Consider the following 22,664-nt stretch of genomic DNA (forward strand, 5'->3'; position numbering starts at 1 on the left):
GAGGCTAAAAGCCGGTGACAGTCGAAACAAAAGTGGGCCACTAGACGACCTGAATAGAAACAATCGCCCGTCCCGCCAAGAAAACGGAACGAGCGATTGATTAGCCCAAGCAGCTTGCGCAAACAGCCTTACGAGAGCGCCCGAAAAGGCGCGCCGGGAACACAGCGGCTCCGTCCACGAAAGGGCCGCCTGGGGTGCTGAAGCAAACATTCCGCAGCGCCAACACCCTCGTTTAGCACAAAGCACTCGCCCGCGAGGACGTTTGCGAAGCACCCCAGGCGGCCCGCCGGGACCCGTCAGCTACTCCTCCCCGAACAGCGCCTTCTCGGGCGTGATCGGAAGCGAGCGCACGTAATTGCCGGTTGCGTGCGCGACAGCGCTCGCGATGGCGCCAAGCGGCGTGTTGATGACGACCTCGCCGATCGACTTCGCGCCGAACGGACCCGTGGGTTCATAGCTCGGGCAGAAGTCGATGCGAATCTCAGGCACGTCGAGGCGCGACGGGATCTTGTACTGCATGAAGTTGTTCGTACGCAGGCCACCGTCCGCAGCACGCTGTACGTCCTCGGTAAGGGCCATGCCGATGCCCTGCGCGATGCCGCCCTCGGCTTGAACGCGCGCGAGGTTCGCGTTGGCGACGGTGCCGCAGTCGACGGCGGAAACGTAATCGACCACCGTGACCTTACCCGTGGCCTTGTCGACATCGACCTCGGCGATACCCGCCATGAAGGGCGGGGGCGAAACAGGCTGGGAGTTGGACGCATGCGCCGAGAGGAAGCCCGGCTGGAGGCCAAAGCCAATGAGACGGCCGGAGAGATCGTCCAAGGTCATCTCACGCATCTTACCCGAGGCGATCTCGCCGACGGTGAGCACCTCGTCATCGTCGTCTGCGACGAAGATGCGGCCGCCGTCGAGGTCGAGCGCAGACGGCTCGACACCCATGACGCGACCTGCCTGCTCGAGGATCTTCTCGCGCAGCTCGGTCGCGGCCTTCACGACAGCCATGCCCGTAACGTACGTGCCGGAGCTCGCGTAGGAGCCACAGTCGAAAGGCGAGGTGTCCGTGTCGACGCCGTTCACCACGATGCGGTTGGTGCTGCAACCGAGGACCTCTGCCGCGAACTGGGCGAGGATCGTGTCGCCGCCAGTGCCCACGTCGGTCGCGCCCATGTTGAGCACGTAGAAGCCGTCATCCTCGAGGCGCAGGTCGACAGATCCGATGTCGACGTTGGAAATGCCGGAGCCCTGCATGGTGAGGGCGACGCCCAGGGAGCGCACGCGATCGCCCAGGTCACGGGCGAGCGGCTTGTTCTTCCAGTTAATCATCTCCATGGCGCGGCGCAGGCAGTCATCGAGACGGCAGCTCTCGAGCTTCTCGTTGTAGTACTGCGGCATGGTCTCGCCCTCGTGGACGATATTGGCGAGGCGCATCTCGCACGGATCGATGCCGAGCTTGTCCGCCATCTCGTTGACGGCGCTCTCGACCGCGAACTGGCCCTGCGTGGCACCGTAGCCACGGAAGGCGCCGCCAGGCGTCGTGTTGGTGTAGACGACGTCATAGGAGAAGCGGCTCGCGCGGACGTGGTTGTAGATCGGGAGCGACTTGTGACCGACGAGGCCGATGGTCGTGGGCGCGTGATAGCCGTAGGCACCGGCGTCAGATAGCGCATAGAGGTCGATGGCCGTGATCGTGCCGTCGTTCATGGCGCCGAGGCGGACGTGCATGCGCACCTTGTGGCGAGTATTGCCACTCGCCATGGTCTCCTCGCGCGTGTAGATGCACTTGCATGGGTGGCCGAGCTTATAGGCGCAGAACGCGGAGTAGACCTCGTTGCAGCCGGTCTGCTTGGCACCGAATCCACCGCCGACGCGGGGCTTGATGATTCGGACGCGGCTCTTGGGAATCTGGAGAGCGATGGAGACCTGACGACGGATGTGGAACGGCACCTGCGTGGAGGCGACCACGCACACGCGGTCCTGGGCATCCGTGTAGGCATAGGAGCTGAAGGGCTCCATCATCGACTGCTCGGTCGCCTGGGTCTCGTAGACGCGGTCGATGACGACGTCAGACTCCTCGAACGCGCGCTCGAGGTCACCGTGCTCGGAGACCTCGTGGCAGACGAGGTTACGCTTGAAGTCCTCGCCCATGGGCACATAGGCGCGGATGTCATCCTCGTCATGAACGATCGTGGGGTTGTCGAGCGCCTCCTTGAAGTCGAGAACGGCGGGAAGAACCTCGTAGTCGACCTTGATGAGGCGCATGGCGGCGTTGATGGCGAGTTCGTCCGTGCCGACCACGATGGCAACCTCGTCGCCGACGTAGCGCACGGTACGGTCGAGAATCATCGTGTCGTACGGGCTCATCTCGCGGAAGCTCTGGCCGGCGAGCGTGTAGCGCACCTGGGGGACGTCCTCGTAGGTGTAGATGGCGACGATGCCGTCGATGCGGCGGGCGCGCGAGGCGTCGATGGAGCGGATGCGCGCGTGCGCGTGGGGCGAACGCAGCAGTTTGACGATGTAGGAGTCGCGCGGGGCAAGGTCGTTCGTGTAGACCGCACGGCCCTCGAGCAGGCCCTTCGCGTCCTTCTTGACAACGGCGTGAGAAAGCTGGCGAAGCTCGCCGGCGCGGGAGTCAGAGACGACGCTCTCACCGATGGTTCCCATTAGCGCACCTCCCCTTCGTTCGCGGATGCGTCTGCGGAGGGCGCGACGCCGGTGACTTCCGTGCTTGCAGGGGCCGAAACGCCGGTCACGCGGTCACGCGCGAGGAAGCGGCGGACGGCGCGAAGCTGGCTCGCGTAGCCCGTGCAACGGCAGAGATTGCCGGAGAGGTAGCGACTGATCGTCTCGTCGTTCGCGTCAGGGTGGTCACGATCGAGCGCCAGCACGTTCATGACAAGGCCCGGAGAGCAGAAGCCGCACTGCTCGGCGCCCTCCTCCATCATGCAACGCGCGAACTCGGCGGACTCAGAGCGAAGGCCCTCAAGCGTGGTGACGCGGCGGCCGTTCACGCGAGGCATGTAGACCGCGCAGGACAGAACGGGTGTCTCGTCGAGCCAGACGGTGCAGAGTCCGCAGTTGGTGGTCTCACAGCCGCACTTGACGCTCTTGTAGCCGCGCTCGCGCAGGAAGTCGAGCAGGCGCGTGTCGGGGCGCACGTCAACGGAGACGTATTCGTCGTTAATGAAGAAGCTTACGAGCATTAGTTGTCACCCTCCCCCGTCTTGGGTCCCTCGGCGTCATGCAGGTCGCCGGAGCACACGGTGCGCGGAGCAGGCGTGAAGGCAGAAGCGGGGATGGGGTCGAGGCCTGCCGCGACGCGAATGGCACGACGACCAAGCTCGCGGGCGAGGTGGCGGCGATAGCGCTCGGAGCCGCGCATGTTACCGCTCATCGGCAGCTCGGCGAGGCGGGCGCAAGAGGCGTCAAGCTCCTCGTCCGTGAACTCGAGCGGAAGGCCGAGGCGATCGCCCTCGACGAGGCGGGCGCGACACGGGCGGGCACCGACGGTGACGTGCCAGGCGCCTCCCCAGGCGGCGGCACAGACGTTCAGGACCGGGAAGTCCGTCGCGGAGTTGCGGAGCGCCTGGAAATTGGCGGCGTAGTCATGCTTGTGCACGATCACGTGGGTGAGGATGTCGCGCTCGTAGGGCATGGAGGCGAAGGTGGCGAGGCTCACGATGCCGGCACCGACGAGCTCAACCTCCGTATCGAGGGTGAGCAGCGAGGTGAGGACATCCGAGAAGCCAAAGCGGCCAAAGACCGAGCCGCCGACGGTGGCGCAGTTGCGCATCTGCACGCCAACCACGTCCTGGACGGCATCGCGGAAGACGTTGCCAGTGGCCTCATTGAAGGCGACGTGGCGCTCGAGCTCGTGCAGCGTCACCATGGCGCCGATCACGAAGCTGTCGGGGGTTTCCTCGATCTGGTCGAGGCCGAGGTTCGACAGGTCAATCATCGTGCTGATTCGCCTGTCTTGGAGGCGCAGCCAGACCCCGCCGCCGAGGACGCGATTCATGCGTCCCTTCCGGAGAAGCTCGTACGCCTCCTCTGCGGTGTCTGGACGCGCATAGTTCTTAAATTGGAGCACGGTTCTCCTTCGGATGCTCTGACGCCCGCCGCGGCGATTAACACGCCGGGCAGGACGCCCATCTGTAGGGCCGCACGAACATGCGAGAACGGCCCCCTCTTATCCTTACTCGTCAATCCTATCGGATAGGAACCGACGACGGGGCCGTTTAACAGCAAAAATACAATTATGGCGTGCTAGTTTCTCCCACATAACGCCGATGATTGGCTGGAGGGTCGCGAGATGGCACGGGTCGTCCGGCGCAATGTCACCCGACATAGGGCCGCCAGGCGTAAGTCGTCCGGCGTAGGGTCGCCTGCCCGCCGGCCCCCAGTGTTCCGCGAGCCGGCGGGCGAGATTGCGCGCTACACGTCCATGATGCCGTGCACGTGGTGGATGTAGCCTAGCGGCTCTTTCTCAACATCGCCGGCGGCAGCCTTGGCGTCGAGGTACTCGAGCATGGACTCGGCAACTCGCTTGGCGCCCTCGACGGCATGAACGACGGTCTTGGAGCCCGTCACCACGTCACCTGCGGCAAACACGCCATCGACCGTAGTCATACCACGCTCGTCGGTGAGGAGCAGGCCCCGCTCCCCACCCTCGAGGCCGGGCGTCGTGAGAATGAGCTTGTTCTTTGGGCCCTGGCTGATGCAGATGATCGTGGAGTCCGCGTCGTACTGGACGAGGTCGTTGTCGAAGCCGATGACGTTGTCCTCCTCGTCAAAGATGGCGCGCTTGAAGACGGGACCGTCCTCCGTGAGCATCGTGATTGCCCCGCCATAGGCGACCTCGGCACCTTCGAGCTCGGCATATGCGAGCTCGTCCGGGCTGGCGGTGACTTCCTTCGAGCGCGAGTACATGGTCACGTGGCGGGCGCCGCGGCGAAGCGCCGTACGCGCGACGTCGACCGCAGAGTTTCCCACGCCGATGATGGCGACCGTCTCGCCCAACTCGAAGGCCGTCGGGTCCGCAAGGTAGTCGACCGAGAAGTGCACGTTGGCGAGGGACTCACCACGCATGCCGAGGGTTCGCGGGCGCCAGACGCCAGTGCCCACGAAGACGCACTCGTAGCCGTCACGGAAGAGGTCGCGAATCTCGAGGGCGCCGCCGATCGTCGTGTTTGCGCGGAACATGATGCCCATGTCCGCCATGCGCTTCGCGTAGCGATCGAGGACGGAGCTCGGGAGGCGAAACTCCGGGATGCCGTAGCGCATGACCCCGCCGATGCGCTCCTTCGAGTCGAAAATCGTGACGCCGTAGCCCTCATGAGCGAGCTTCACGGCAACAGTGATGCCCGCGGGCCCGGCCCCGATGACAGCAACCGAGCGACCGTTGGCAGGCTTGCGCTCAATCTGCATACGCTCGAGGTAGAGGTCTGAGATGAAGTTCTCGATGGCGGAGAAGTGAACGGGAGTGTCCTTGCGGCCACGGATGCAATGGCCCTCGCACTGGCCCTCGTGATTGCACACCGTGGAGCACACGACGGAGAGCGGGTTGTTCTCAAAGAGCATCGCTCCGGCCTCGTTGAGCTTGCCGTCCTTGAACAAGCGAATAACCTCGGGGATGTTGGTGGAGACGGGGCAGCCCTTCTGACACATGGGGTTCTTGCACTGGAGACAACGGTCCGCTTCTTCGATGATATGGATTGCCACGGGCACGCACCCTTTCCTCGAGTCGCATCATGCGGCTCGCTTAGGTTGTCTACTTTTCCGTGGTCAACTTTAACATGACAAATCAAGGCTGCACGCGAGTCAGGGCCTCGACACACGACATGCACGAGTCCCGAGCAAGAACGCACGCGCCACGGACTCCCCCGCGATGGGTAACAGCGTCGCGGCGTCCGCCATGCACTCCTCGAGCGTCGAAGGCCCGATGACGGCGGGAAGCACGAGGTCAACCCCACTCTTGTAGACCTCGCCAAGGTCCTCGGCGCGACCGCCCACCACCGCCACGACGGGAATTCCCCTGGCCTTGGCGCGACGAGCAACGCCCACGGGAGCCTTGCCAAACGCGGACTGTGCGTCCATGCGTCCCTCGCCGGTGATAACGAGGTCGACTCCTTCGAGCGCCTCGTCAATATGGATGGCATCAAGCACGAACTCGATGCCGCGCTCGACACGCGCGCCGCAAAATGCCGTTAGCGCCGCACCGAGGCCGCCGGCAGCGCCCGCTCCCGGCACGGCGTCGATGTCACGCCCGCATATGGCTTCGAGCATGCGCGCGTAGGAGCGCATCCAGGAATCGGCGGCAGCCACGTCGCGGACGTCGATGCCCTTCTGGGGACCATATATCGCGACGGCGCCAGAGGGGCCCGTCAGGGGATTCGTGACATCCGTTATGGCAACGATGTCCGTATCTGCCAACCTCGGGTCGAGACCCGCAAGATCGATGCGAGCGAGGTCTCTGAGACCGGCGAGCCCCGGAGCGACATCCTCCTCGTTCACGTTAAGAAAGCGGGCCCCAAAGGCTTTGGCCATGCCGGAGCCGCCGTCGCTCGTGGCGGATCCGCCGAGACCCACGTAGATGTGACGGACGCCAGCATCCAGGGCGTCGCCTATGAGCTGGCCCACGCCGTACGATGAGGCAAGCAGGGCGTTCGAGCGATTCTGCTCCACGAGCGTGATCCCCGCCGCCTCCGCCATCTCGATGATGGCGCAGTCTCGGTCGAAGAGCCCGTAGCGCGCGCAGACGGTGTCGCCGAGAGGGCCAAGAACGTCCACTTCGCGGATCTCGCCATTTCGAGCGGCAATGACGGCATCCACCGTGCCCTCCCCGCCGTCAGCGATAGCCAGGCGCTTGACGTTCGCCCGCGGGAAAACCCTACGAATGCCCTGCTCTATAAGCTCAGCCACACGAAAGCTCGACGCAGAGCCCTTGAACGAGTCGGACGCGATGAGAATGGAAGGCTCGGTCACCGGAGGATCCTTTCCCCTATGGCAGCGGCACAATGGTTGACAAAGGGACAGTCCCTTTGTCAACCATTGTGCACCTCTTTCTGTTAACACGACCGTTACTAAGAACGCGTTGTATCGCACACTTTAGTCTGCTAAAGTCCTTGTCAGCAACTTTAGCAAACTAAAGTGCCAAGGGACGACACGCAGGCGCTCAGCGTCCCCAGGCACCCCAAGGAGGCTCTCATGCGCACCAACGACTCCATCTCTCGCCGTCAGTTCCTCTCCCTCGCAGGCGGCATCGCCGCCGTTTGCGGCCTCGGCCTCGTCGGCTGTGGCTCTGGCTCCGGCTCCACGACGACTGCCGCCACAGCCAGTACCACGGCAGAGGCCGCCGACGACTCCGCGAACATCACCAAGCTGACCGTCGGCTTCGACCAGGAATACCCGCCCTACGGCTTCGTCGGCGATGACGGCCAGTTCACCGGCTTCGACCTCGACCTCGCTGCCGAGGTGTGCCGCCGCAACAGCTGGGAGGTCGAGTTCGAGCCGATTGACTGGGACGCCAAGGACACCCAGCTCAACTCCGGCGTGATCACCTGCATCTGGAACGGCTTCACCATGGAGGGCCGCGAGGATGACTACACCTTCTCCGCCCCCTACATGAAGAACGGCCAGGTCGTCGTCGTGAAGAAGGACTCTGGCATCTCCGGCCTCGACGACCTCGCGGGCAAGAACGTCATCACCCAGACCGACTCCGCCGCCCTCGAGGTGCTGCAGGGCGACAAGGCGGACCTCGCGGCGACGTTCGCCGGCCTCGAGACCATCGGCGACTACAACACCGCGTTCATGCAGCTCGAGTCCGGCGCCGTCGACGCCGTTGCCTGCGACCTCTCCATCGCCGAATACCAACTCTCCGCAAAGCCCGACGCCTATGCCAAGCTTGACGAGGACCTCTCCACCGAGAACTACGCCGCGGGCTTCAAGAAGGGCTCCCAGGCCCTCGCCGACAAGGTCACCGAGACCCTCAAGGCCATGGACGCGGATGGCTTCGTCAAGGAGCTGTGCGAGAAGTACGCGAGCTACGGCATCTCGTACGAGAACTGGGAGCTCAAGTAGCCAAGGCTCGCCCGCTCTGGGCTCCGCAAGACACCGCACAACACACCCGGCATGCGCCGGCGGCGCCACATCCCAGGCACCGCCGGCGCGCACGGTACAGGAGGCACCATGGACACAGCAACGATGACGGGCATGCTGATACAGGGCTTTGGCGTGTCGCTCAAGCTCTTTATGCTCACGCTCATCGGAGCCATCCCCCTGGGCATACCGGTGGCCCTCGCCCGAATGAGCCGCCTGCGACCGCTGGCTCTGCTCGCGCGGGCGTTCATCAGCGTGCTGCGCGGAACACCGCTCATGCTGCAGATGTTCGCGATCTACTTCTCCCCTTATTACGTCTTCGGCATTCAACTCACGCCAGACTCCAAATGGCATGCCTGCGTCGTGGCGTTCATCATCAACTACGCCGCGTACTTCGCGGAGATCTACCGCTCGGGCATCCAGTCCATACCGCGTGGCCAGTATGAGGCTGCAGAGGTTCTCGGCTATTCGAGCTGCCAGACGTTCTTCCGCATCGTCCTCCCCCAGGTTGCCAAGCGCATCCTCCCCGCCATGGGAAACGAGGTCATCACCCTCGTAAAGGACACCTCGCTCGCCTTCTCCATCGGAGTCGCCGAGATGTTCTCCACCGCCAAGGCGCTCGTGGCGTCTCAGGTGAGCATGGTGCCGTTTGCCATCGCCGCGCTCTTCTACTGGGTGTTCAACTTCCTGGTGGAGATCGCGCTCGGTGTACTCGAGAAGAAACTCGACTACTACCACGACTAGGAGGCCTCGATGTCTGAAACCAGAGCAACATGCAACAGTGCAACGAACCAGCAAGTCGTCTCGATTGAGAGAGCGCGCAAGTCATTTGGCGACACCGAGGTACTCAAGGGGATAACGCTCGAGGTCAATCGCGGAGAGGTCGTAGCCATCATCGGCGCGTCCGGCGGCGGAAAGTCGACGCTGCTTCGCTGCATGACGCTACTCGAGAAGCTCGACGGCGGAAGCCTCTCCTATGGAGACGTGACGGTCGCCGCGGATGACGGGACCGGATGCTCACGCTACGGCGACGCCGGTGCCCTCAAGGCCGCGCGCCAGCGCTTTGGCCTGGTATTCCAGGCCTACAACCTCTTCCCGCACATGAGCGTTCTGCGCAACGTCACGGACGCCCCCATCCACGTACAGCACCGCAATAAAGACGAGGTCGAGGCGCAGGCGCGCGAGCTCCTCGCGAAGATGGGCCTCAACGGCAACGAGGACAAGGTTCCCTGCCAGCTCTCCGGAGGCCAGCAGCAGCGCGTGAGCATCGCACGCGCCCTTGCCATGAACCCCGAGGTGCTCTTCTTCGACGAACCCACGAGCGCGCTTGACCCGGAGCTCACCGCGGAAGTGCTGCGCGTCATCAAGGGCCTCGCCGCCGAACAGATGACCATGGTGATCGTGACGCACGAGATGAGCTTCGCGCGCGAGGTCGCGGACCGCGTCGTTTTCATGGACGGCGGCAGCATCGTCGAAGAGGGTACGCCCCAGCAGGTCTTCGAAAACCCCCAGCACCCCCGCACCCGCGAGTTCCTCTCCCGCTACACGCAGTAGCCGACCAACCTGGACATGCATACCTGCAAAAGGGACAGTCCCTTTTGCAGGTCGGGGTTGACAAAGGGACTGTCCCTTTGTCAACTCTTCGCTGCGGCATTTGCTCTATCCTAGATTCGAATGTACAAACCACGCCCGAGGGGAGCCCCATGGAGGCATACAAGAGCGAGTTCATCAAGTTCATGGTCGAGTCCGACGTCCTGAAGTTCGGCAGCTTCACGCTCAAGAGCGGCCGTCAGTCCCCCTTCTTCATGAACGCGGGCGCCTACGTCACCGGCTCCCAGCTCAAGCGCCTTGGCGAGTACTACGCCCAGGCAATTCACGACAACTTCGGCGATGACTTCGACGTCCTCTTCGGGCCGGCCTACAAGGGCATCCCCCTGGCCGTCGTGACCGCCATCGCCTATCACGAGCTCTACGGCAAGGAGGTCAAGTACTGCTGTGACCGCAAGGAGGCCAAGGACCACGGCGCCGACAAGGGCAACCTCCTCGGCTACGAGCCGCAGGACGGCGACCGCGTGATCATGGTCGAGGACGTCACCACCTCCGGCAAGTCCATCGATGAGACCTACCCCAAGGTCAAGGCTGCCGCAGACGTCGAGATCAAGGGCCTCATCGTCTCCCTCAACCGCATGGAGGTCGGCAAGGGCGGCGTGACCACCGCACAGAAGGAGATCGAGGCCAAGTACGGCTTCCCCGTCGCCAGCATCGTCTCCATGGCCGAGGTCGTCGAGACCCTCCACAACCATGAGATCGAGGGCAAGGTCGTCATCGACGACGCCCTCAAGGCCGACATCGACGCCTACTACGAGCAGTACGGCGTTAAGGAGCAGTAAGGTCCACAAGGCACCCCGGCGTCACCACCGACATACGTTGCGCAAAATGGCGGCCGTCTCGTTTTCGAGGTGGCCGCCTTCTTTGTGGGTCGCCACGAACGCCGAGCGTATGACTAGCTCAATCGCGGGTATAACCGAACATACGCAACAATACAGCAAGCGGCATGCCACCGCGCTCACGTATAGTTATCGCGCCCAGCCACACATCGCACAATCTCGGAGGTATCCATGAGCTACTCCATCGTCTTCTCGAGCAAGACGGGCAACACCGAGCTCATAGCAAAGCGAATCTCTAAGCTGATGGGAGAGGACGGCTGCATATATTTCGGCGCACCCGAGCAGGCTCCCACAAACGCCACTGACGCGGACATCGTCTTCGTTGGTTCGTGGACGGATAAGGGCACCTCGACCTCGGAGATGGCGGAGTTCGTCCGTGGCCTCTCCCACAAGCGCGTGTTCATCTTTGGCACCTGTGGCTTTGGCGAGTCCGCCGAGTACTTCAACGGCGTGCTCGCGCGCATGCGTGGGGACCTCACCGCGAGCTGCGACCTCGTGGGCTCGTTCATGTGCCAGGGCAAGATGCCCGAGACGGTCCTTGGACGTTACAAGAAGATGCTAGCCGATGCTGACCCAGATAGTCCGGAGGCCAAGCGCGCGGAGATGTTCATCAGGAACTTCGAGGTTGCCCGCACCCATCCGGACAACGACGACCTTCGAGCGCTCGAGGCAAGCCTCCACGACGCAGGCCTGATCTAGCCCCACGAGCAGCGCGACGCAAGCGTAGGTAGCACTCCGCAAACGCAAAGCGCCCCAAATGCGAGCGGCGAGCCCATAGCCCAGGCCGCTCTCGAAGAGCGCCGCCGCCTCTCTTCTCGTGACCTCGTTGTACCTTCTTCTCAGGTCGACGGACATAAAAAGCCTCCCATTTCTCGTGTCCAAGAAATGGGAGGCAGTTCATCCTCTGGAAGCGGGGCGCATCTCGTATGTCAGGGATTGCCTACTTGGCGCTGGCGCCAGAAGCTCCGGCCTCGCCGGTGCCGGCAGCCTCAGCCTCCTTCACGCCCATCGCGGCGATCTGGGCGGCGGCGGCGACGCCAGCGGCCTTCTCGCGCTCGATGCGACGCTCGGCCCAGACGCGGTTGGGCAGGCCGAAGAGGTCCATGAAGCCCTTGGCGGCAGTGCGGTCGAAGGTGTCGCCCTTGTCGTAGGTAGCCAGGCCGAAGTCGTACATCGAGCTATCGGCACGAGAGCCGGTGACCGTGCAGTTGCCCTTGTACAGGTGCAAACGGACCTCGCCACTGACGGTCTTCTGGGTGCTCGCGAAGAAGGCGTCGAGTGCGTCCTTGAGCGGCGAGTACCAAAGACCGTTGTAGACCTGACGGCTCCAGTCATGCTCGAGCTGAAGCTTGGTGTGGAGCACGTCGCCTGGCAGGCACAGGGACTCGAGCTGCTTGTGGGCCATGATGATGGCGAGAGCACCCGGCTGCTCATAGCACTCGCGGCTCTTGAGGCCGACGAGACGGTCCTCGATCATGTCGATGCGACCAAAGCCGTGGCTGCCCACGATCTCATTAAGCGCGGCGATGAGGTCGTACAGCTTCATGCGCTGGCCATCAATGGAGACGGGCAGACCCGCCTCGAAGCCGATGACGACATCACGAGCCTCGTCAGGCGCGTCCTCGGCGTTGACGGTGAGCGACCAGGCTCCGTCGGGCGCGGAGTTCCACGGATCCTCGAGCACACCGCACTCGATGGCACGGCCCCACACGTTCTCATCAATGGAGTACGGATTCTCCTTGGTGGCGTCAACGGGGATGCCATGGGACTGCGCGTACTCGATCTCGCTCGAGCGCGTGGTGAGCTCCCAGCTGCGGACCGGACCGAGGATGTCGAGCGTCGGGTCGAGGGCCTTGCACTCGAGCTCGAAACGCACCTGGTCGTTGCCCTTGCCAGTGCAACCATGGGCGATGGCGACGGCGCCCTCGGCCTGGGCCACCTTCACGAGATGACGGCAGATGGCGGGACGAGACAGGGCGGAGAGCAGCGGATACTTGTTCTCGTACATGCCGTTGGCAAAGATCGCCTTGGCAACGAAGTCCTCGCAGAACTCGTCACGGATGTCGACGTCATACGCGGCCACGGCGCCGAGCATCTTGGCCTTCTCGTTCACGGCATCGATGTCCTTGCGCTCCTCGGACGGCTGGCCGAGAGCGGCGATGCAGGAGACCACGTCATAGCCTTCATCCTGGAGATACTTGAGAAGGCACGAAGTGTCGAGGCCACCGGAATACGCGAGAACGACCTTACCCTTTTCGGACATAGAGATGCTCCTTCGATTGGATGCCTATTTGAGAGTCGAATAACGGATGCGACGGAACCAAGAGGCGCTTAGTCACACACGCCTCTGAGCTTGTTCACGAGTTGCTCGAGCGAAACGCCTTGCTCGTTAGTGAGGCAGACGACCATGATCGTGTCGTCCCCAGCAATGCAGCCCGCCACGTCGGGAAGGCTCGCGTCGTCGAAGGCGGCGGCGACGCCCTGGGCGGCCCCGGCCTGCGTGTGGATGACGACGATGTTGTTAGCCCGCACGACATTAGTGACAAGGTCTGACACCATGCGCTGTAGGTGCAGGTCCTCGGCGAGGACATACACGCCCTCCGGAAGCTTGCGCAGGCCCATGTCCGCGATGTCGCGCGAGATCGTAGCCTGCGTGCAGACGAAACCGAGCTTCTCAAGCTCCTCGACGAGGGCACGCTGGGTCTTGATGGACTTATCGCGGACAATCTCGCGGATCGCGTCCTGTCGGTTATATCGCTTCTTCACGTCGACACCTTTCGAGCTGCTATGCTTGAGCAACCACGCAGCGAAGATTGCTGGCGATTTGCATTCGTCATTGGGTACTAACCCATTAGATTCGCATCGAGAATGCATATTAGCACGATAAAATACGGGTATTTCGCAATTTTCCGTTTGTTTACACAACATCATGAATGCTTGATACGTTCGCAGAGACGACGGCACCGAGGCTGACCAAAAAACTTCCAGTCCGGGACGAATTAGGCGCTCTGAGCACAGCGCGCTGATCACAATGCGTGCACCCGATACAAAATCGCCGGCACATTCGTCCAAGAATGCGCCGGCGACCCAATGTCTCAACTAGATGGAAAGAGCTAACCCCACTTCTTGAGAGAAGCTAACATCGCGACAAGAACCTAAAGGTACTTGCGCCAGTCCTCCTCCGTCTCGCCCTCTTCGTGGCTAACGGGCGCGGGCTCCGGGGCGGAGGCGTAAGGCTCCTCGTTAGCCTCGGGGAACGTGGCAAACACATGCTGGAACATCTCGAGGTTCTCATCGTGACGACCCTTCGGCACGGCGAAGGTCACCTGACTTGCCACGTGCTTGCCAGTCGCGAGCTCCTCGGCGAAGATCTGGGCGACGCGGAGGGCGTCCCACCCAAAGACGCCGCAACCGAAGGCGCCAAGCACGAGCTTGTCATGGCCAAGAACGTCAGCGATGCCAAGCACGAGCCGAACGCGAGAGCGCATCGAACGCGTGAGGTCAGACTCGAGCACGTGGTAGTTGGCCTTCGCCCGCTTGAGATTGGGGGCGGCGGCAACGATGACGTCAGCATAGGAGTGGAAGCGCTCGCGCTCGAAACGCACCTTTGGCACGACAAGGGCTCGATCGCGATAGAGCTCGCAGTTGATGTTGTGGCGACGATTCTCCGCGAACCAGCCCTCGAAGCGCGAGAGGACGTTGTACAGGAAGCTCTCCTGGCAGAGTGCCTCCTCCTGAGCCATGGCACCACGGATGTAGGCGCCCGCGGGATACGTGAACGATGCGAAGTCAAGAACGGCGAGGTCACACATATCGGCACGGCCGCGGCCAAGCTCGAGCACCGCGGAAACGGAATCCGCGTCGACGACGCTTACGCTGGGAACGGAAGTCTCACTGCCCGCCGGCGCCGCGGGAATCTCGTCATAGAAGCGCGTCTCCCGCACCGAGCGCTCAATCTCCGCACCAAGGCGATCGTGCATCTCCGCGGTATGGGCGACGGCAGCGTTCGCCCTCTCGCGACGGCGGTCGTCGCGCGTGCGCTCACGGGACTGCCTGTTTCCACGTGCGCGATTGTTCGGTTCAGCCATATATATGTCTCCTCGCGTCCTCTGGAAAATACCTTGTCAGCTATTTAGAGATAGCGGTTCACCTGCGGCGCGCTGTCGCATCAACTCATCAAGCAGCACGTTTGCAAGAACTGTACGGCCATAAAACGCCAATTGCAAGGTCTAGCAGCAATTTGTCGATAAATGGGGCGGCAATTCAGGAGGGGAAACGACCAGATTGAGACGCCCATCAGACGCAGAGAGGCCCTTACCGAATCGTAACAAGAGATGTCCGGAATTACGTGGATACTAGTTCTGTTGGAAGCATTCGATGCCGTACGTGACGAGCCGGGAGCGACATATGGGCAAGAACAAAGGCACACACAAGTCAGACAAGGCCTCCAAGCGCAAAAAGGACGAGGTCAAATCCTCAAAGAGCTCGAAAAAGGCCTCCGCCGCCGAGCTCGAGCACAAGGCTGCCAAATTCGCCGACGTCGTCCCGACGCCCGCCAACGCCAATCGTCCCCAGAAGCGTTCCCGTGATTTCTCCTACACGCAGAATCGCGAGGTCAGCTGGCTTCGCTTCGACAACAGGGTCCTTGACGAGGCTTTTGACGAATCCGTGCCGCTCCTCGAGCGCATCAAGTTCTGTGCCATCTTCCAGTCGAACCTCGACGAGTGGTTCATGATCCGCGTTGGCGGCCTCTCTGACCTCGCTGAGCTCAAGCACCAGCCGGCAGACAACAAGAGCGACGAGACCCCGTCGGAGCAGCTCGCCCAGCTCTTCTCGATCCTCCCGGGCCTGTACGAACGCCGCGAGCGCTGCTTCACCCAGCTCGAGAGCGCCCTCGAGATGGAGGGCATCAAACGTCTGGTGCCAGAACAGTACACGGACTCCGATCTCGTCACCGTCTCCCGCTACTTCGAGAGCCGCCTGGCTCCCATCCTGTCGCCGCTCATCGTCGACCCGCGTCATCCCTTCCCCAACCTCAAGAACGGTGTCCTGCACGTAGTCTGCTCCCTCGATGGCAACGATGAGCACGGGGTTCTCGGCATGGTCGAGGTCCCGCAGACCGCGGATCGCATCATCTGGCTTCCCTCCAGCGAGGGTCGCATCCGCTACACCCTCGTTGAGGACGTCATCATCTCCATGCTCGGCCGTTGCTTCGGTTCCTACGTCCCCACGAGTTCTGGCGTCGTACGCGTCACGCGCAACGCCGACATCGACCCTGACGGCGAGGGGGTCGAGGAGGAGGAGGACTACCGCCAGCACATGAAGAAGGTGCTCAAGCGCAGGAGCCGCCTCCAGCCCGTCCGCGCCGAGATTACCGGAGACCTCGACGAGTCGCTCGTCACATTCGTCCGCAAGGAACTTGAGCTCGAGAAGCGCAGGATGTTCCACCTCTCGACGCCCTCAGACCTCTCGTTCGTCTACCAGCTCGAAGGCAAGGTTCCCGCAAGCCGCAAGAGCGCGCTCACGTTCCCTCCCTTTGCTCCGCAGCCCTCGCCCATGGTGCGCGACGGCGAGCCCATGCGCGGCCAGGTCGAGAACCACGACGTCCTGCTCACCTATCCGTATGAGTCGATGAGTCCCCTCCTGCGTCTCATCCACGAGGCGGCGAACGATGACGACTGCATCTCGATCAAGATCACGCTCTACCGCGTGGCGCGCCACTCGCGTCTGTGCGAGAGCCTCGTGACCGCCGTCGAGAATGGGAAGGACGTCACGGTCCTCATGGAGCTTCGCGCCCGCTTCGACGAGCAGAACAACATCGAGTGGGCAGAGCGTCTCGAGGAGGCGGGATGCACCGTCATCTATGGCTCCGAGGGATTCAAGTGCCACTCGAAGATCTGCCAGATCACCTATCATGACGCGCGCGGCATATCCCGCATCACGTGCCTTGGCACCGGCAACTTCAACGAGAAGACTGCCCTGCTGTACAGCGACTTCATGCTGATGACGGCTCATCCCGGCATCGCCGAGGATGGCAACGCCTTCTTCCGCAACCTCTCCCTGGGCAACCTCCGTGGCTCCTATAGCTACCTCGGCGTGGCTCCGCTGTCGCTCAAGCCCCTCATCATGCGCGGCATCGACCGCGAGATCACGCGCGCCAGAACCGGAGCCCCAGCCCGTGTCTTCCTCAAGCTGAACTCCCTGACGGACCGCGACGTCATCGACCGCCTCGCCGAGGCGAGCCAGGCTGGCGTCGAGGTCATCATGATCGTGCGAGGCATCTGCTGCATGCTGCCGGGCATCGAGAACCGCACGACCGGCATCGAGATTCGCCAGATCGTGGGGCGCCTCCTCGAGCATGCGCGTATCTACGCCTTTGGCGTCGACGCGGACACCATCTACCTCTCGAGCGCGGACATGATGACGCGCAACACAGAGCGCCGCGTCGAGATCGCCTATCCCGTTCTCGACCCGACCTGCCAGCAGATCGTGAAGAACTTCATGGAGCTTCAGCTCGCAGATAACGTGAAGGCGCGTCGCCTCACGTGCGACGGAACCTGGGCCAGAATCGGCCGAGAGGACGGCGAGCCCTCCGTGAACTGCCAGGAGGTCTTCATCGCAGAGGCATACGCCCACGCGATGGAGGCTGAGAGCGCCGCCGCGACGAAGGCGCTGGCAGAGCCGGAGCCCGCCATTGAGACGAAGCCCGTTACCGCAGTTGAGCAGGCCACGGTCAAGGAGCCCACGAGCGACGCACCCGTTCAGAAGGCAGACGAGGCTGAGGGCACGATACCAGCGGAAACGTTGCATGAAGAGGTGTCCGCGCAGGCGGCAACTCCCATGGCCGCGTCTTCGCGCGAGCCCGTGCCGGCAGAGACACCCGCCCAGCCTTCCGAGCCCGTCTTCGCGACCGCAGAAACGCCCGCACCCGCAGTGACTTCACCCGCACCCGCGCCGGTGGCCACACCCGCAGAGGAACCCGCCCACGTCACCGCCACCCTCATCGAAGACGCTACGGATGATCAGCCACGCGCCGTGGGCAATGCCGCGGCGGCCACACAACTCGCCAGGCGTCCGCGCGGACGTGTCGCCACCGCGTTTGCCATTTTTGGGTTAGGCTTCAAGACGTTGTTTGGACGCACGAAGAACTAGGACATACATGAGACTTTCCATAGAGCGGATGACCTACGGGCCCGACGCAATCGCCCACACCGAAGACGGCAAATGCGTGTTCGTCTCTGGCGCCATCGCTGGAGACGTCGTCGAGGCGGAGCTCGTAAGCGACGGGAAGTCCTTCGCGAAGGCGAAGGTCACGGAGGTCCTTGAGCCCTCTCCCGCCCGCGTCACCCCCACTTGGCCGCTTGCGACGGTGCTTGGTTGTGCGCCCTGGGCTTGCATGGAACGCGAGGCCCAGCTCGCCGCGAAGCGCGCCAACGTCGTCGACGCGCTCGCTCGCGTGGGCCACATGGCCGATGCTGACGAGCTCGTTCGTGACTGCCTCGCCCCCAGCGACGCCTGGCACTATCGCAACAAAGCCGAGCTCGCGTTCGTTCGCGACGGCCGTCACGCAACGCTTGGCATGTACGCCGCAGACGGCGCGACGGTCATCCGCGTGGATGAGTTCCCGCTGCTCGACGTTCCCGCCAAGGGGCGCGACGCCAAACTCGTGAAGAACGTCTCGGGAGCGCTCTCCTATCTCGCGAGCTCTCATGAGCTCGAGATCGAGCGCGTGGGCATTCGCCGCTCCAGTCGCACGAAGGACGTGGAGATCGCGATCTGGACTCCCGCCGGGGCATTCCCGCGCGGGCAGGCAAAGCGCGTCCTCGAAGCGACTCACGCCACGTCCCTCGTGCGCGTCATGACGAAGGGTCCGTCCAAGGCACGCAAGATCGCCGGCGTTGAGCGCCTCGATGGCGCCGGCTCCTGGAGCGAGCGCATCGCCGGCAACGTCATGCGCCTCTCCGCGCCGAGCTTCTTCCAGGTGAACACCAAGGGTGCCGAGAAGCTCGTCGAACTCGTCATTGACGCGCTCGACCCGCAGGAAGACGACATCGCGATGGACCTCTACTCCGGCGCCGGCACCTTCACGCTGCCGCTCGCCCAGAGGTGCGACTTCGTCGACGCCGTTGAGTCCTATGGCCCCGCCGTTCGCGATCTCCGCCGAAACCTTGAGGAGGCTCGCCTCGACAACGTCGACGCCGTGGGTGGAGACGCGGGCCGCGAGTTCCCGGATGACGACGCGGACGTCATCGTCGTCGATCCACCCCGCGCCGGCCTCGCGGATGATGTCGTGTCCCAGCTTTCGGATCAGCCCGCCCGCGCCATCGCCTACGTGAGCTGCGACCCGGCGACCCTCGCCCGCGACCTTGCTCGCTTCCGCGAGATTGGTGTCTTCGAGCCGGTCTCCGTCACGCCGGTCGACCTCTTCCCGCAGACCTTCCACGTCGAGACCGTCACCAAGCTTGTTCGCAAGTAACCCACAAGGCCGCCGACACGGCAGATTGGATACACCATGGCACGCATTGCAATCCTTCTCGCTGATGGCTTCGAGACCATCGAGGCGCTCGCCCCGGCAGACGTCTGCCGTCGCGGCGGCCAGGACGTGGCCCTCGTCACCGTAAACGCCGAGCCGCACGTCACCTCCGCCCAGAACGTCGGCATCGACTGCGATGCCACGCTTGACACCTATGATTTCGCCACCTGCGACCTTATCGTCCTTCCCGGCGGCCTTCCTGGCACCACGACCCTCCGCGCCACCGACCGCGTCTGCGAGCTCGCGCGCGACTTCATGGAGAACCGTAAGGTAGGCTCGATCTGCGCCGCTCCTTCCATTCTTGCCGAGCTCGACCTCCTCGAGGGACGAACGGCCACCTGCTATCCGGGCTTCGAGGGAGACTTTCCCGCCGGCGTTCGCCCGGAGAAGAACGGCGTCTACCGCGACGGCAACCTCGTGACCGCATCTGGCCCCGGCTTTGCCGTCGAGTTTGGCCTCGCCCTGCTCGAGCTTCTCACCGACAAGGCCACCGCTGACGGTGTCGCCTCAGGCATGCTCATCGAAAGGTAGGTGCGCGTTTTGTCGCTGTTTGACCTTCCCAACCGCATAGATCGCCTCGTTCTCGCAAGCGGCTCCCCCAGGCGCGTCGAGCTCCTGACGGAGATGGGCTTCAACCCCATCGTGAGGCCGCAGAACATCGATGAGGCGGCGGCGCTCGAGGCGTTTGCCAACAGCTTTGACGAGGAGCTGGGCGAGGATTTCGACGAGGAGCCCACTTGCGAGGAGATGGTCCGTCATCTCGCGGAATGCAAGGCGATGAGCGCCCTCGAGGACGAGACCAAGCCCGGCGACGTCATCCTCGCGGCGGACACCATCGTTGCCATCGACGGCGAGGAGCTTGGCAAGCCCCGTTCCGAGGAAGATGCCATCGAGATGCTCCACGCGCTCTCCGGGCGCACGCACGAAGTGTCTACCGGCGTCTGCCTCCTATCTCCCACGCGAACGGGCGGACACAGGTCCTTCTCGTTCTATGAGACCACGAGCGTCACGTTCTACGAACTAGACAATGCGACCATCGAGGCCTACGTCAAAACCGGGGAGCCGCTCGACAAGGCTGGAGCCTACGGGATCCAGGGGCTCGGCCGCACGCTTGTGCGTACAATCGAGGGCGACTACTTCAACGTGGTCGGCCTCCCCGTGGCCAAAACGATGCGCGCACTTGAGGCTTTCGTCGGAAAGAGCGACTAATGGCAAAGAGAATTTCGGGTCGAACGATGTGGGACGACAAGAGGCTCGAAGGTCCGCGTGACCTTGCGGCCAATGCGACGGAGGTGCCAGCCACAACCATCGCTGACGTCTCCCAAATCCCCGGAATTCGCATTGCCCATCACACGGACGAGGAAAACGGCACCGGCTGCACGGTCATCGTCTGCCCGGCCGGCGCCACGGGCGGCGTAGACGTCCGAGGGGGCGCCCCCGCCACTCGAGAGACGGACCTCCTCCGTCCGGAGGAGACGGTCGACGTCCTGCACTCCGTCGTTCTCTCTGGCGGAAGCGCCTATGGCCTGGCTGCCTCCGTTGGCGTTGCCGAGGAACTCGAGCGTCGTGGCATCGGGCTTAACGTGCAGGTTGGCGTCGTCCCCATCGTATCTGGCGCATGCCTCTTCGACCTGGCCTTCGCAAACCCGCACGTACGCCCCACCGCACGCGATGGAGCCTCGGCATGTGCCCGCGCGCTCGACAACCCGCCGGTTCCGCTGCCCAGAGGCAACGTTGGGGCTGGCTGTGGATGCACCGTCGGCAAGCTTGGCGGCCCCGCGTTCGCGATGAAGGCGGGCCTCGGAACCGACGTCGAACAGGCGGGCACGCTCGTCTGCGGTGCCATCGCCGCCGTGAATGCGTGCGGAAACGTCGTCGACCCGGATACGGGCGAGGTCATCGCCGGCATGCGCTCCCAGACGGGCGCGGGCTTCGTGGACGAATGTGACCTCGCGCTCTCCATGGCCGCGAGGATGCCCCTCGAGGCAGGCCGCAACGGCAGCTCTCAGCCTCCCATGCGCACGAACACGACCATCTCCTGCGTCATAACCAACGCCAAGCTCACGAAGGCTCAGGCAACGAAGGTCGCCCAAATGGCGGCGGATGCCTATGCCCATGCGATTCGCCCCACTCACACGACCAATGACGGCGACTCCGTTTTCGTCATGGCAACCGGCGAGGTTGAGATGCCCGTCGACGTTGTGGGCATCCTCGCAACGCGCGCCCTCGAGCGAGCCATCACAGACGGCGCCCGCAGCGCCAAGACCTCTCACGGCCTCCCCGGCGCCGCGGATCTCTAGGACTGTTCACTAGGCTCACACACCCGTACGAACGAATAGCGGAAAGGCTCCAATGTACAAGCTCATCGCAAGCGATATGGACGAGACGTTCCTCGACGGACATCATCAGATTCCGCCCGCAAACCTCCCGGCACTCAAGCGCCTGCGCGAGCTCGGTGTGCTCTTCGTTCCCAGCTCCGGGCGAGGCTATCTCTCCATCATGGACAACTTCGAGGACATCGATCCCGCCCTCATGGAGGGTACGTACGTCATCTCCTATAACGGAGGCTCGATCAATCGCTTTGGCGACCCTGAGCCGATCTTCTCCCACAACCTCGACCACGACCTCGCAGACAAGCTCTGGAAGTTTGGGCGCGAGCGCGGGCTCTCCATGCATGCCTATACGCCAGATGGTCGCATTCTCGTGCAAGGCATGACCGAGAGCGAGTCTCGCTACCTCGCGTCACTCCGCCGCATCGAGAAAGTGGACCTTCCGGACTTGTCGAGCGTGCCCGTCGTCTCGAAGATGATCTACATGAACATGAACTTCGACTGGCTTCACGAGTTTGGTGCCAACGTCATCGACCCCATGCTCGACGGACGGGCGACGATCACCTACTCCTCCGGTCGCTACCTCGAGGTCAACCCCATAGGCTGCGACAAGGGCGAGGGCCTCAGGAAACTTGCCGAGATTCTCGGCATAGACATCGCAGACACGATCGCCTTCGGGGACTCAGCCAATGACCGCGAGATGATCGCCGCTGCCGGGCTTGGCGTGGGCGTGGCCAACGTGACCGACGACGTGCGTCCCGTCTGTGACCTCGTGCTCGACACGACGGGGCCCGATGGAGCGCTTCCCGAACTTGTCGAACGCATCATCGAGCCCCAGCATCGTTAGAGGCAAGCCGCCTGCGCCGTTGCCATCTCGGCAAATTCGCAGGCGGCTTTATTGCTTGCTATAGCGCTTCCGTGAGATTAGAACGGCAGCTTTCCTCCGGGCATGCCCATGCCGCCCGGCATGCCGCCACCCATCTGACGCATCATCTGCTGCATCTGGCGCTTGGCCTGCTTGCGGTTGCCGCCCCCCATCATGCCGCGCATCTTGCCCATCATCTTGTTGAGCTCGCTCCACTGCTTGATGAGGCGATTGACATCCTGCACGGAGTGACCGGAGCCGCGCGCGATGCGCTGGCGGCGCATGCCGTTGATGATGCCCGGGCGAGCGCGCTCCTGCTTCGTCATCGAATGGATGATGCTCTCGATCTGGCGCATCTGCTCCTCGGAGTTATCGCCGCCCATCTGGCGCAG

At 63.3% G+C, this 22,664-nt stretch carries 19 protein-coding genes and 1 pseudogene; 11 read left to right on the plus strand and 9 right to left on the minus strand.

What is annotated here, in order from left to right:
- Positions 1-300: 300 nt before the first annotated feature.
- From Q0H23_RS06245 to Q0H23_RS06265, 5 genes are all read right to left on the minus strand, one after another.
- A complete protein-coding gene (locus Q0H23_RS06245) occupies positions 301-2,664 on the minus strand; it encodes a molybdopterin cofactor-binding domain-containing protein (RefSeq protein ID WP_293836720.1) in 2,364 nt (787 codons plus the stop codon).
- Positions 2,664-3,203: a 2Fe-2S iron-sulfur cluster-binding protein gene (locus Q0H23_RS06250; RefSeq protein ID WP_293836722.1), complete on the minus strand. Its 540-nt coding sequence runs from the start codon at positions 3,201-3,203 to the stop codon at positions 2,664-2,666. The genes Q0H23_RS06245 and Q0H23_RS06250 overlap by 1 nt, the downstream gene beginning before the upstream one ends.
- Positions 3,203-4,090 (minus strand): FAD binding domain-containing protein, encoded by an 888-nt coding sequence (locus Q0H23_RS06255; protein WP_293836724.1) that lies wholly within the window; start codon positions 4,088-4,090, stop codon positions 3,203-3,205. Before Q0H23_RS06255 ends, Q0H23_RS06250 begins: the two co-directional genes overlap by 1 nt.
- Before the next feature lie 344 nt (positions 4,091-4,434).
- Positions 4,435-5,721 (minus strand): NAD(P)-dependent oxidoreductase, encoded by a 1,287-nt coding sequence (locus Q0H23_RS06260; protein ID WP_293836726.1) that lies wholly within the window; start codon positions 5,719-5,721, stop codon positions 4,435-4,437.
- Between the two features lie 99 nt (positions 5,722-5,820).
- On the minus strand, positions 5,821-6,984 hold the full coding sequence (locus Q0H23_RS06265) for a glycerate kinase (protein ID WP_293836728.1): 1,164 nt from the start codon (positions 6,982-6,984) through the stop codon (positions 5,821-5,823).
- 222 nt (positions 6,985-7,206) lie between these two features.
- Here Q0H23_RS06265 and Q0H23_RS06270 point away from each other — a divergent pair, with 222 nt between their 5' ends.
- The 5 genes from Q0H23_RS06270 to bilS all read left to right on the plus strand — a co-directional run bounded on the left by Q0H23_RS06270 (position 7,207) and on the right by bilS (position 11,243).
- Complete coding sequence (locus Q0H23_RS06270) at positions 7,207-8,079, plus strand: transporter substrate-binding domain-containing protein (RefSeq protein ID WP_293836730.1); 873 nt, start codon at positions 7,207-7,209, stop codon at positions 8,077-8,079.
- A 108-nt stretch (positions 8,080-8,187) separates the two neighbouring features.
- Entirely contained in the window at positions 8,188-8,841 is a 654-nt protein-coding gene (locus tag Q0H23_RS06275; RefSeq protein WP_293836732.1) for an amino acid ABC transporter permease, read from the plus strand.
- A gap of 9 nt (positions 8,842-8,850) precedes the next feature.
- Positions 8,851-9,651: an amino acid ABC transporter ATP-binding protein gene (locus Q0H23_RS06280; RefSeq protein WP_293836734.1), complete on the plus strand. Its 801-nt coding sequence runs from the start codon at positions 8,851-8,853 to the stop codon at positions 9,649-9,651.
- A gap of 149 nt (positions 9,652-9,800) precedes the next feature.
- Positions 9,801-10,487, plus strand: coding sequence for an orotate phosphoribosyltransferase (gene pyrE / locus Q0H23_RS06285; RefSeq protein WP_293813999.1), 687 nt, complete (start codon positions 9,801-9,803; stop codon positions 10,485-10,487).
- Positions 10,488-10,715: 228 nt separating this feature from the next.
- Entirely contained in the window at positions 10,716-11,243 is a 528-nt protein-coding gene (gene bilS / locus Q0H23_RS06290; RefSeq protein WP_293836736.1) for a flavodoxin family protein BilS, read from the plus strand.
- A gap of 241 nt (positions 11,244-11,484) precedes the next feature.
- Here the strand turns inward: bilS and Q0H23_RS06295 are convergent, their stop codons facing one another.
- From Q0H23_RS06295 to Q0H23_RS06305, 3 genes are all read right to left on the minus strand, one after another.
- Positions 11,485-12,807, minus strand: coding sequence for an argininosuccinate synthase (locus Q0H23_RS06295; protein ID WP_293836738.1), 1,323 nt, complete (start codon positions 12,805-12,807; stop codon positions 11,485-11,487).
- 68 nt (positions 12,808-12,875) lie between these two features.
- The gene (locus Q0H23_RS06300) at positions 12,876-13,310 is read right to left on the minus strand and encodes an ArgR family transcriptional regulator (protein WP_293813996.1); all 435 of its coding nucleotides are present in this window, start codon (positions 13,308-13,310) and stop codon (positions 12,876-12,878) included.
- Positions 13,311-13,699: 389 nt separating this feature from the next.
- Positions 13,700-14,632, minus strand: a complete 933-nt coding sequence (locus Q0H23_RS06305; RefSeq protein ID WP_293836740.1) for a TIGR02452 family protein — start codon at positions 14,630-14,632, stop codon at positions 13,700-13,702.
- A 319-nt stretch (positions 14,633-14,951) separates the two neighbouring features.
- On the opposite strand from Q0H23_RS06305, the gene ppk1 reads away from it, so the two are divergent.
- From ppk1 to Q0H23_RS06335, 6 genes are read left to right on the plus strand one after another with little or no spacing between them, the layout of a single operon-like run.
- Positions 14,952-17,696 (plus strand): polyphosphate kinase 1, encoded by a 2,745-nt coding sequence (gene ppk1 / locus Q0H23_RS06310; RefSeq protein WP_293836742.1) that lies wholly within the window; start codon positions 14,952-14,954, stop codon positions 17,694-17,696.
- A 7-nt stretch (positions 17,697-17,703) separates the two neighbouring features.
- Positions 17,704-19,020, plus strand: coding sequence for a 23S rRNA (uracil(1939)-C(5))-methyltransferase RlmD (rlmD, locus tag Q0H23_RS06315; RefSeq protein ID WP_293836744.1), 1,317 nt, complete (start codon positions 17,704-17,706; stop codon positions 19,018-19,020).
- A 36-nt stretch (positions 19,021-19,056) separates the two neighbouring features.
- Positions 19,057-19,608, plus strand: a complete 552-nt coding sequence (locus Q0H23_RS06320) for a DJ-1 family glyoxalase III (protein WP_293836746.1) — start codon at positions 19,057-19,059, stop codon at positions 19,606-19,608.
- A 9-nt stretch (positions 19,609-19,617) separates the two neighbouring features.
- Positions 19,618-20,286 (plus strand): Maf family protein, encoded by a 669-nt coding sequence (locus Q0H23_RS06325; protein WP_293836748.1) that lies wholly within the window; start codon positions 19,618-19,620, stop codon positions 20,284-20,286.
- Complete coding sequence (locus tag Q0H23_RS06330) at positions 20,286-21,377, plus strand: P1 family peptidase (protein ID WP_293836750.1); 1,092 nt, start codon at positions 20,286-20,288, stop codon at positions 21,375-21,377. The genes Q0H23_RS06325 and Q0H23_RS06330 overlap by 1 nt, the downstream gene beginning before the upstream one ends.
- A gap of 52 nt (positions 21,378-21,429) precedes the next feature.
- Entirely contained in the window at positions 21,430-22,254 is an 825-nt protein-coding gene (locus Q0H23_RS06335; RefSeq protein WP_293836752.1) for an HAD family hydrolase, read from the plus strand.
- A gap of 77 nt (positions 22,255-22,331) precedes the next feature.
- Here the strand turns inward: Q0H23_RS06335 and Q0H23_RS06340 are convergent.
- Positions 22,332-22,664: pseudogene (locus Q0H23_RS06340) on the minus strand (signal recognition particle protein); the annotation flags it as partial.

The organism is uncultured Parolsenella sp. (assembly GCF_934660935.1).
In the GTDB taxonomy this organism is placed as follows: domain Bacteria; phylum Actinomycetota; class Coriobacteriia; order Coriobacteriales; family Atopobiaceae; genus Parolsenella.

Bases quoted from the DNA above. Each gene is read 5' to 3' on its own strand.
- Q0H23_RS06245 (WP_293836720.1), bottom strand. From the start codon at position 2,664: ATGGGAACCATCGGTGAGAGCGTCGTCTCTGACTCCCGCGCCGGCGAG.
- Q0H23_RS06250 (WP_293836722.1), bottom strand. From the start codon at position 3,203: ATGCTCGTAAGCTTCTTCATTAACGACGAATACGTCTCCGTTGACGTG.
- Q0H23_RS06270 (WP_293836730.1), top strand. From the start codon at position 7,207: ATGCGCACCAACGACTCCATCTCTCGCCGTCAGTTCCTCTCCCTCGCA.
- Q0H23_RS06275 (WP_293836732.1), top strand. From the start codon at position 8,188: ATGGACACAGCAACGATGACGGGCATGCTGATACAGGGCTTTGGCGTG.
- Q0H23_RS06280 (WP_293836734.1), top strand. From the start codon at position 8,851: ATGTCTGAAACCAGAGCAACATGCAACAGTGCAACGAACCAGCAAGTC.
- pyrE (WP_293813999.1), top strand. From the start codon at position 9,801: ATGGAGGCATACAAGAGCGAGTTCATCAAGTTCATGGTCGAGTCCGAC.
- bilS (WP_293836736.1), top strand. From the start codon at position 10,716: ATGAGCTACTCCATCGTCTTCTCGAGCAAGACGGGCAACACCGAGCTC.
- Q0H23_RS06295 (WP_293836738.1), bottom strand. From the start codon at position 12,807: ATGTCCGAAAAGGGTAAGGTCGTTCTCGCGTATTCCGGTGGCCTCGAC.
- Q0H23_RS06305 (WP_293836740.1), bottom strand. From the start codon at position 14,632: ATGGCTGAACCGAACAATCGCGCACGTGGAAACAGGCAGTCCCGTGAG.
- ppk1 (WP_293836742.1), top strand. From the start codon at position 14,952: ATGGGCAAGAACAAAGGCACACACAAGTCAGACAAGGCCTCCAAGCGC.
- rlmD (WP_293836744.1), top strand. From the start codon at position 17,704: ATGAGACTTTCCATAGAGCGGATGACCTACGGGCCCGACGCAATCGCC.
- Q0H23_RS06320 (WP_293836746.1), top strand. From the start codon at position 19,057: ATGGCACGCATTGCAATCCTTCTCGCTGATGGCTTCGAGACCATCGAG.
- Q0H23_RS06330 (WP_293836750.1), top strand. From the start codon at position 20,286: ATGGCAAAGAGAATTTCGGGTCGAACGATGTGGGACGACAAGAGGCTC.
- Q0H23_RS06335 (WP_293836752.1), top strand. From the start codon at position 21,430: ATGTACAAGCTCATCGCAAGCGATATGGACGAGACGTTCCTCGACGGA.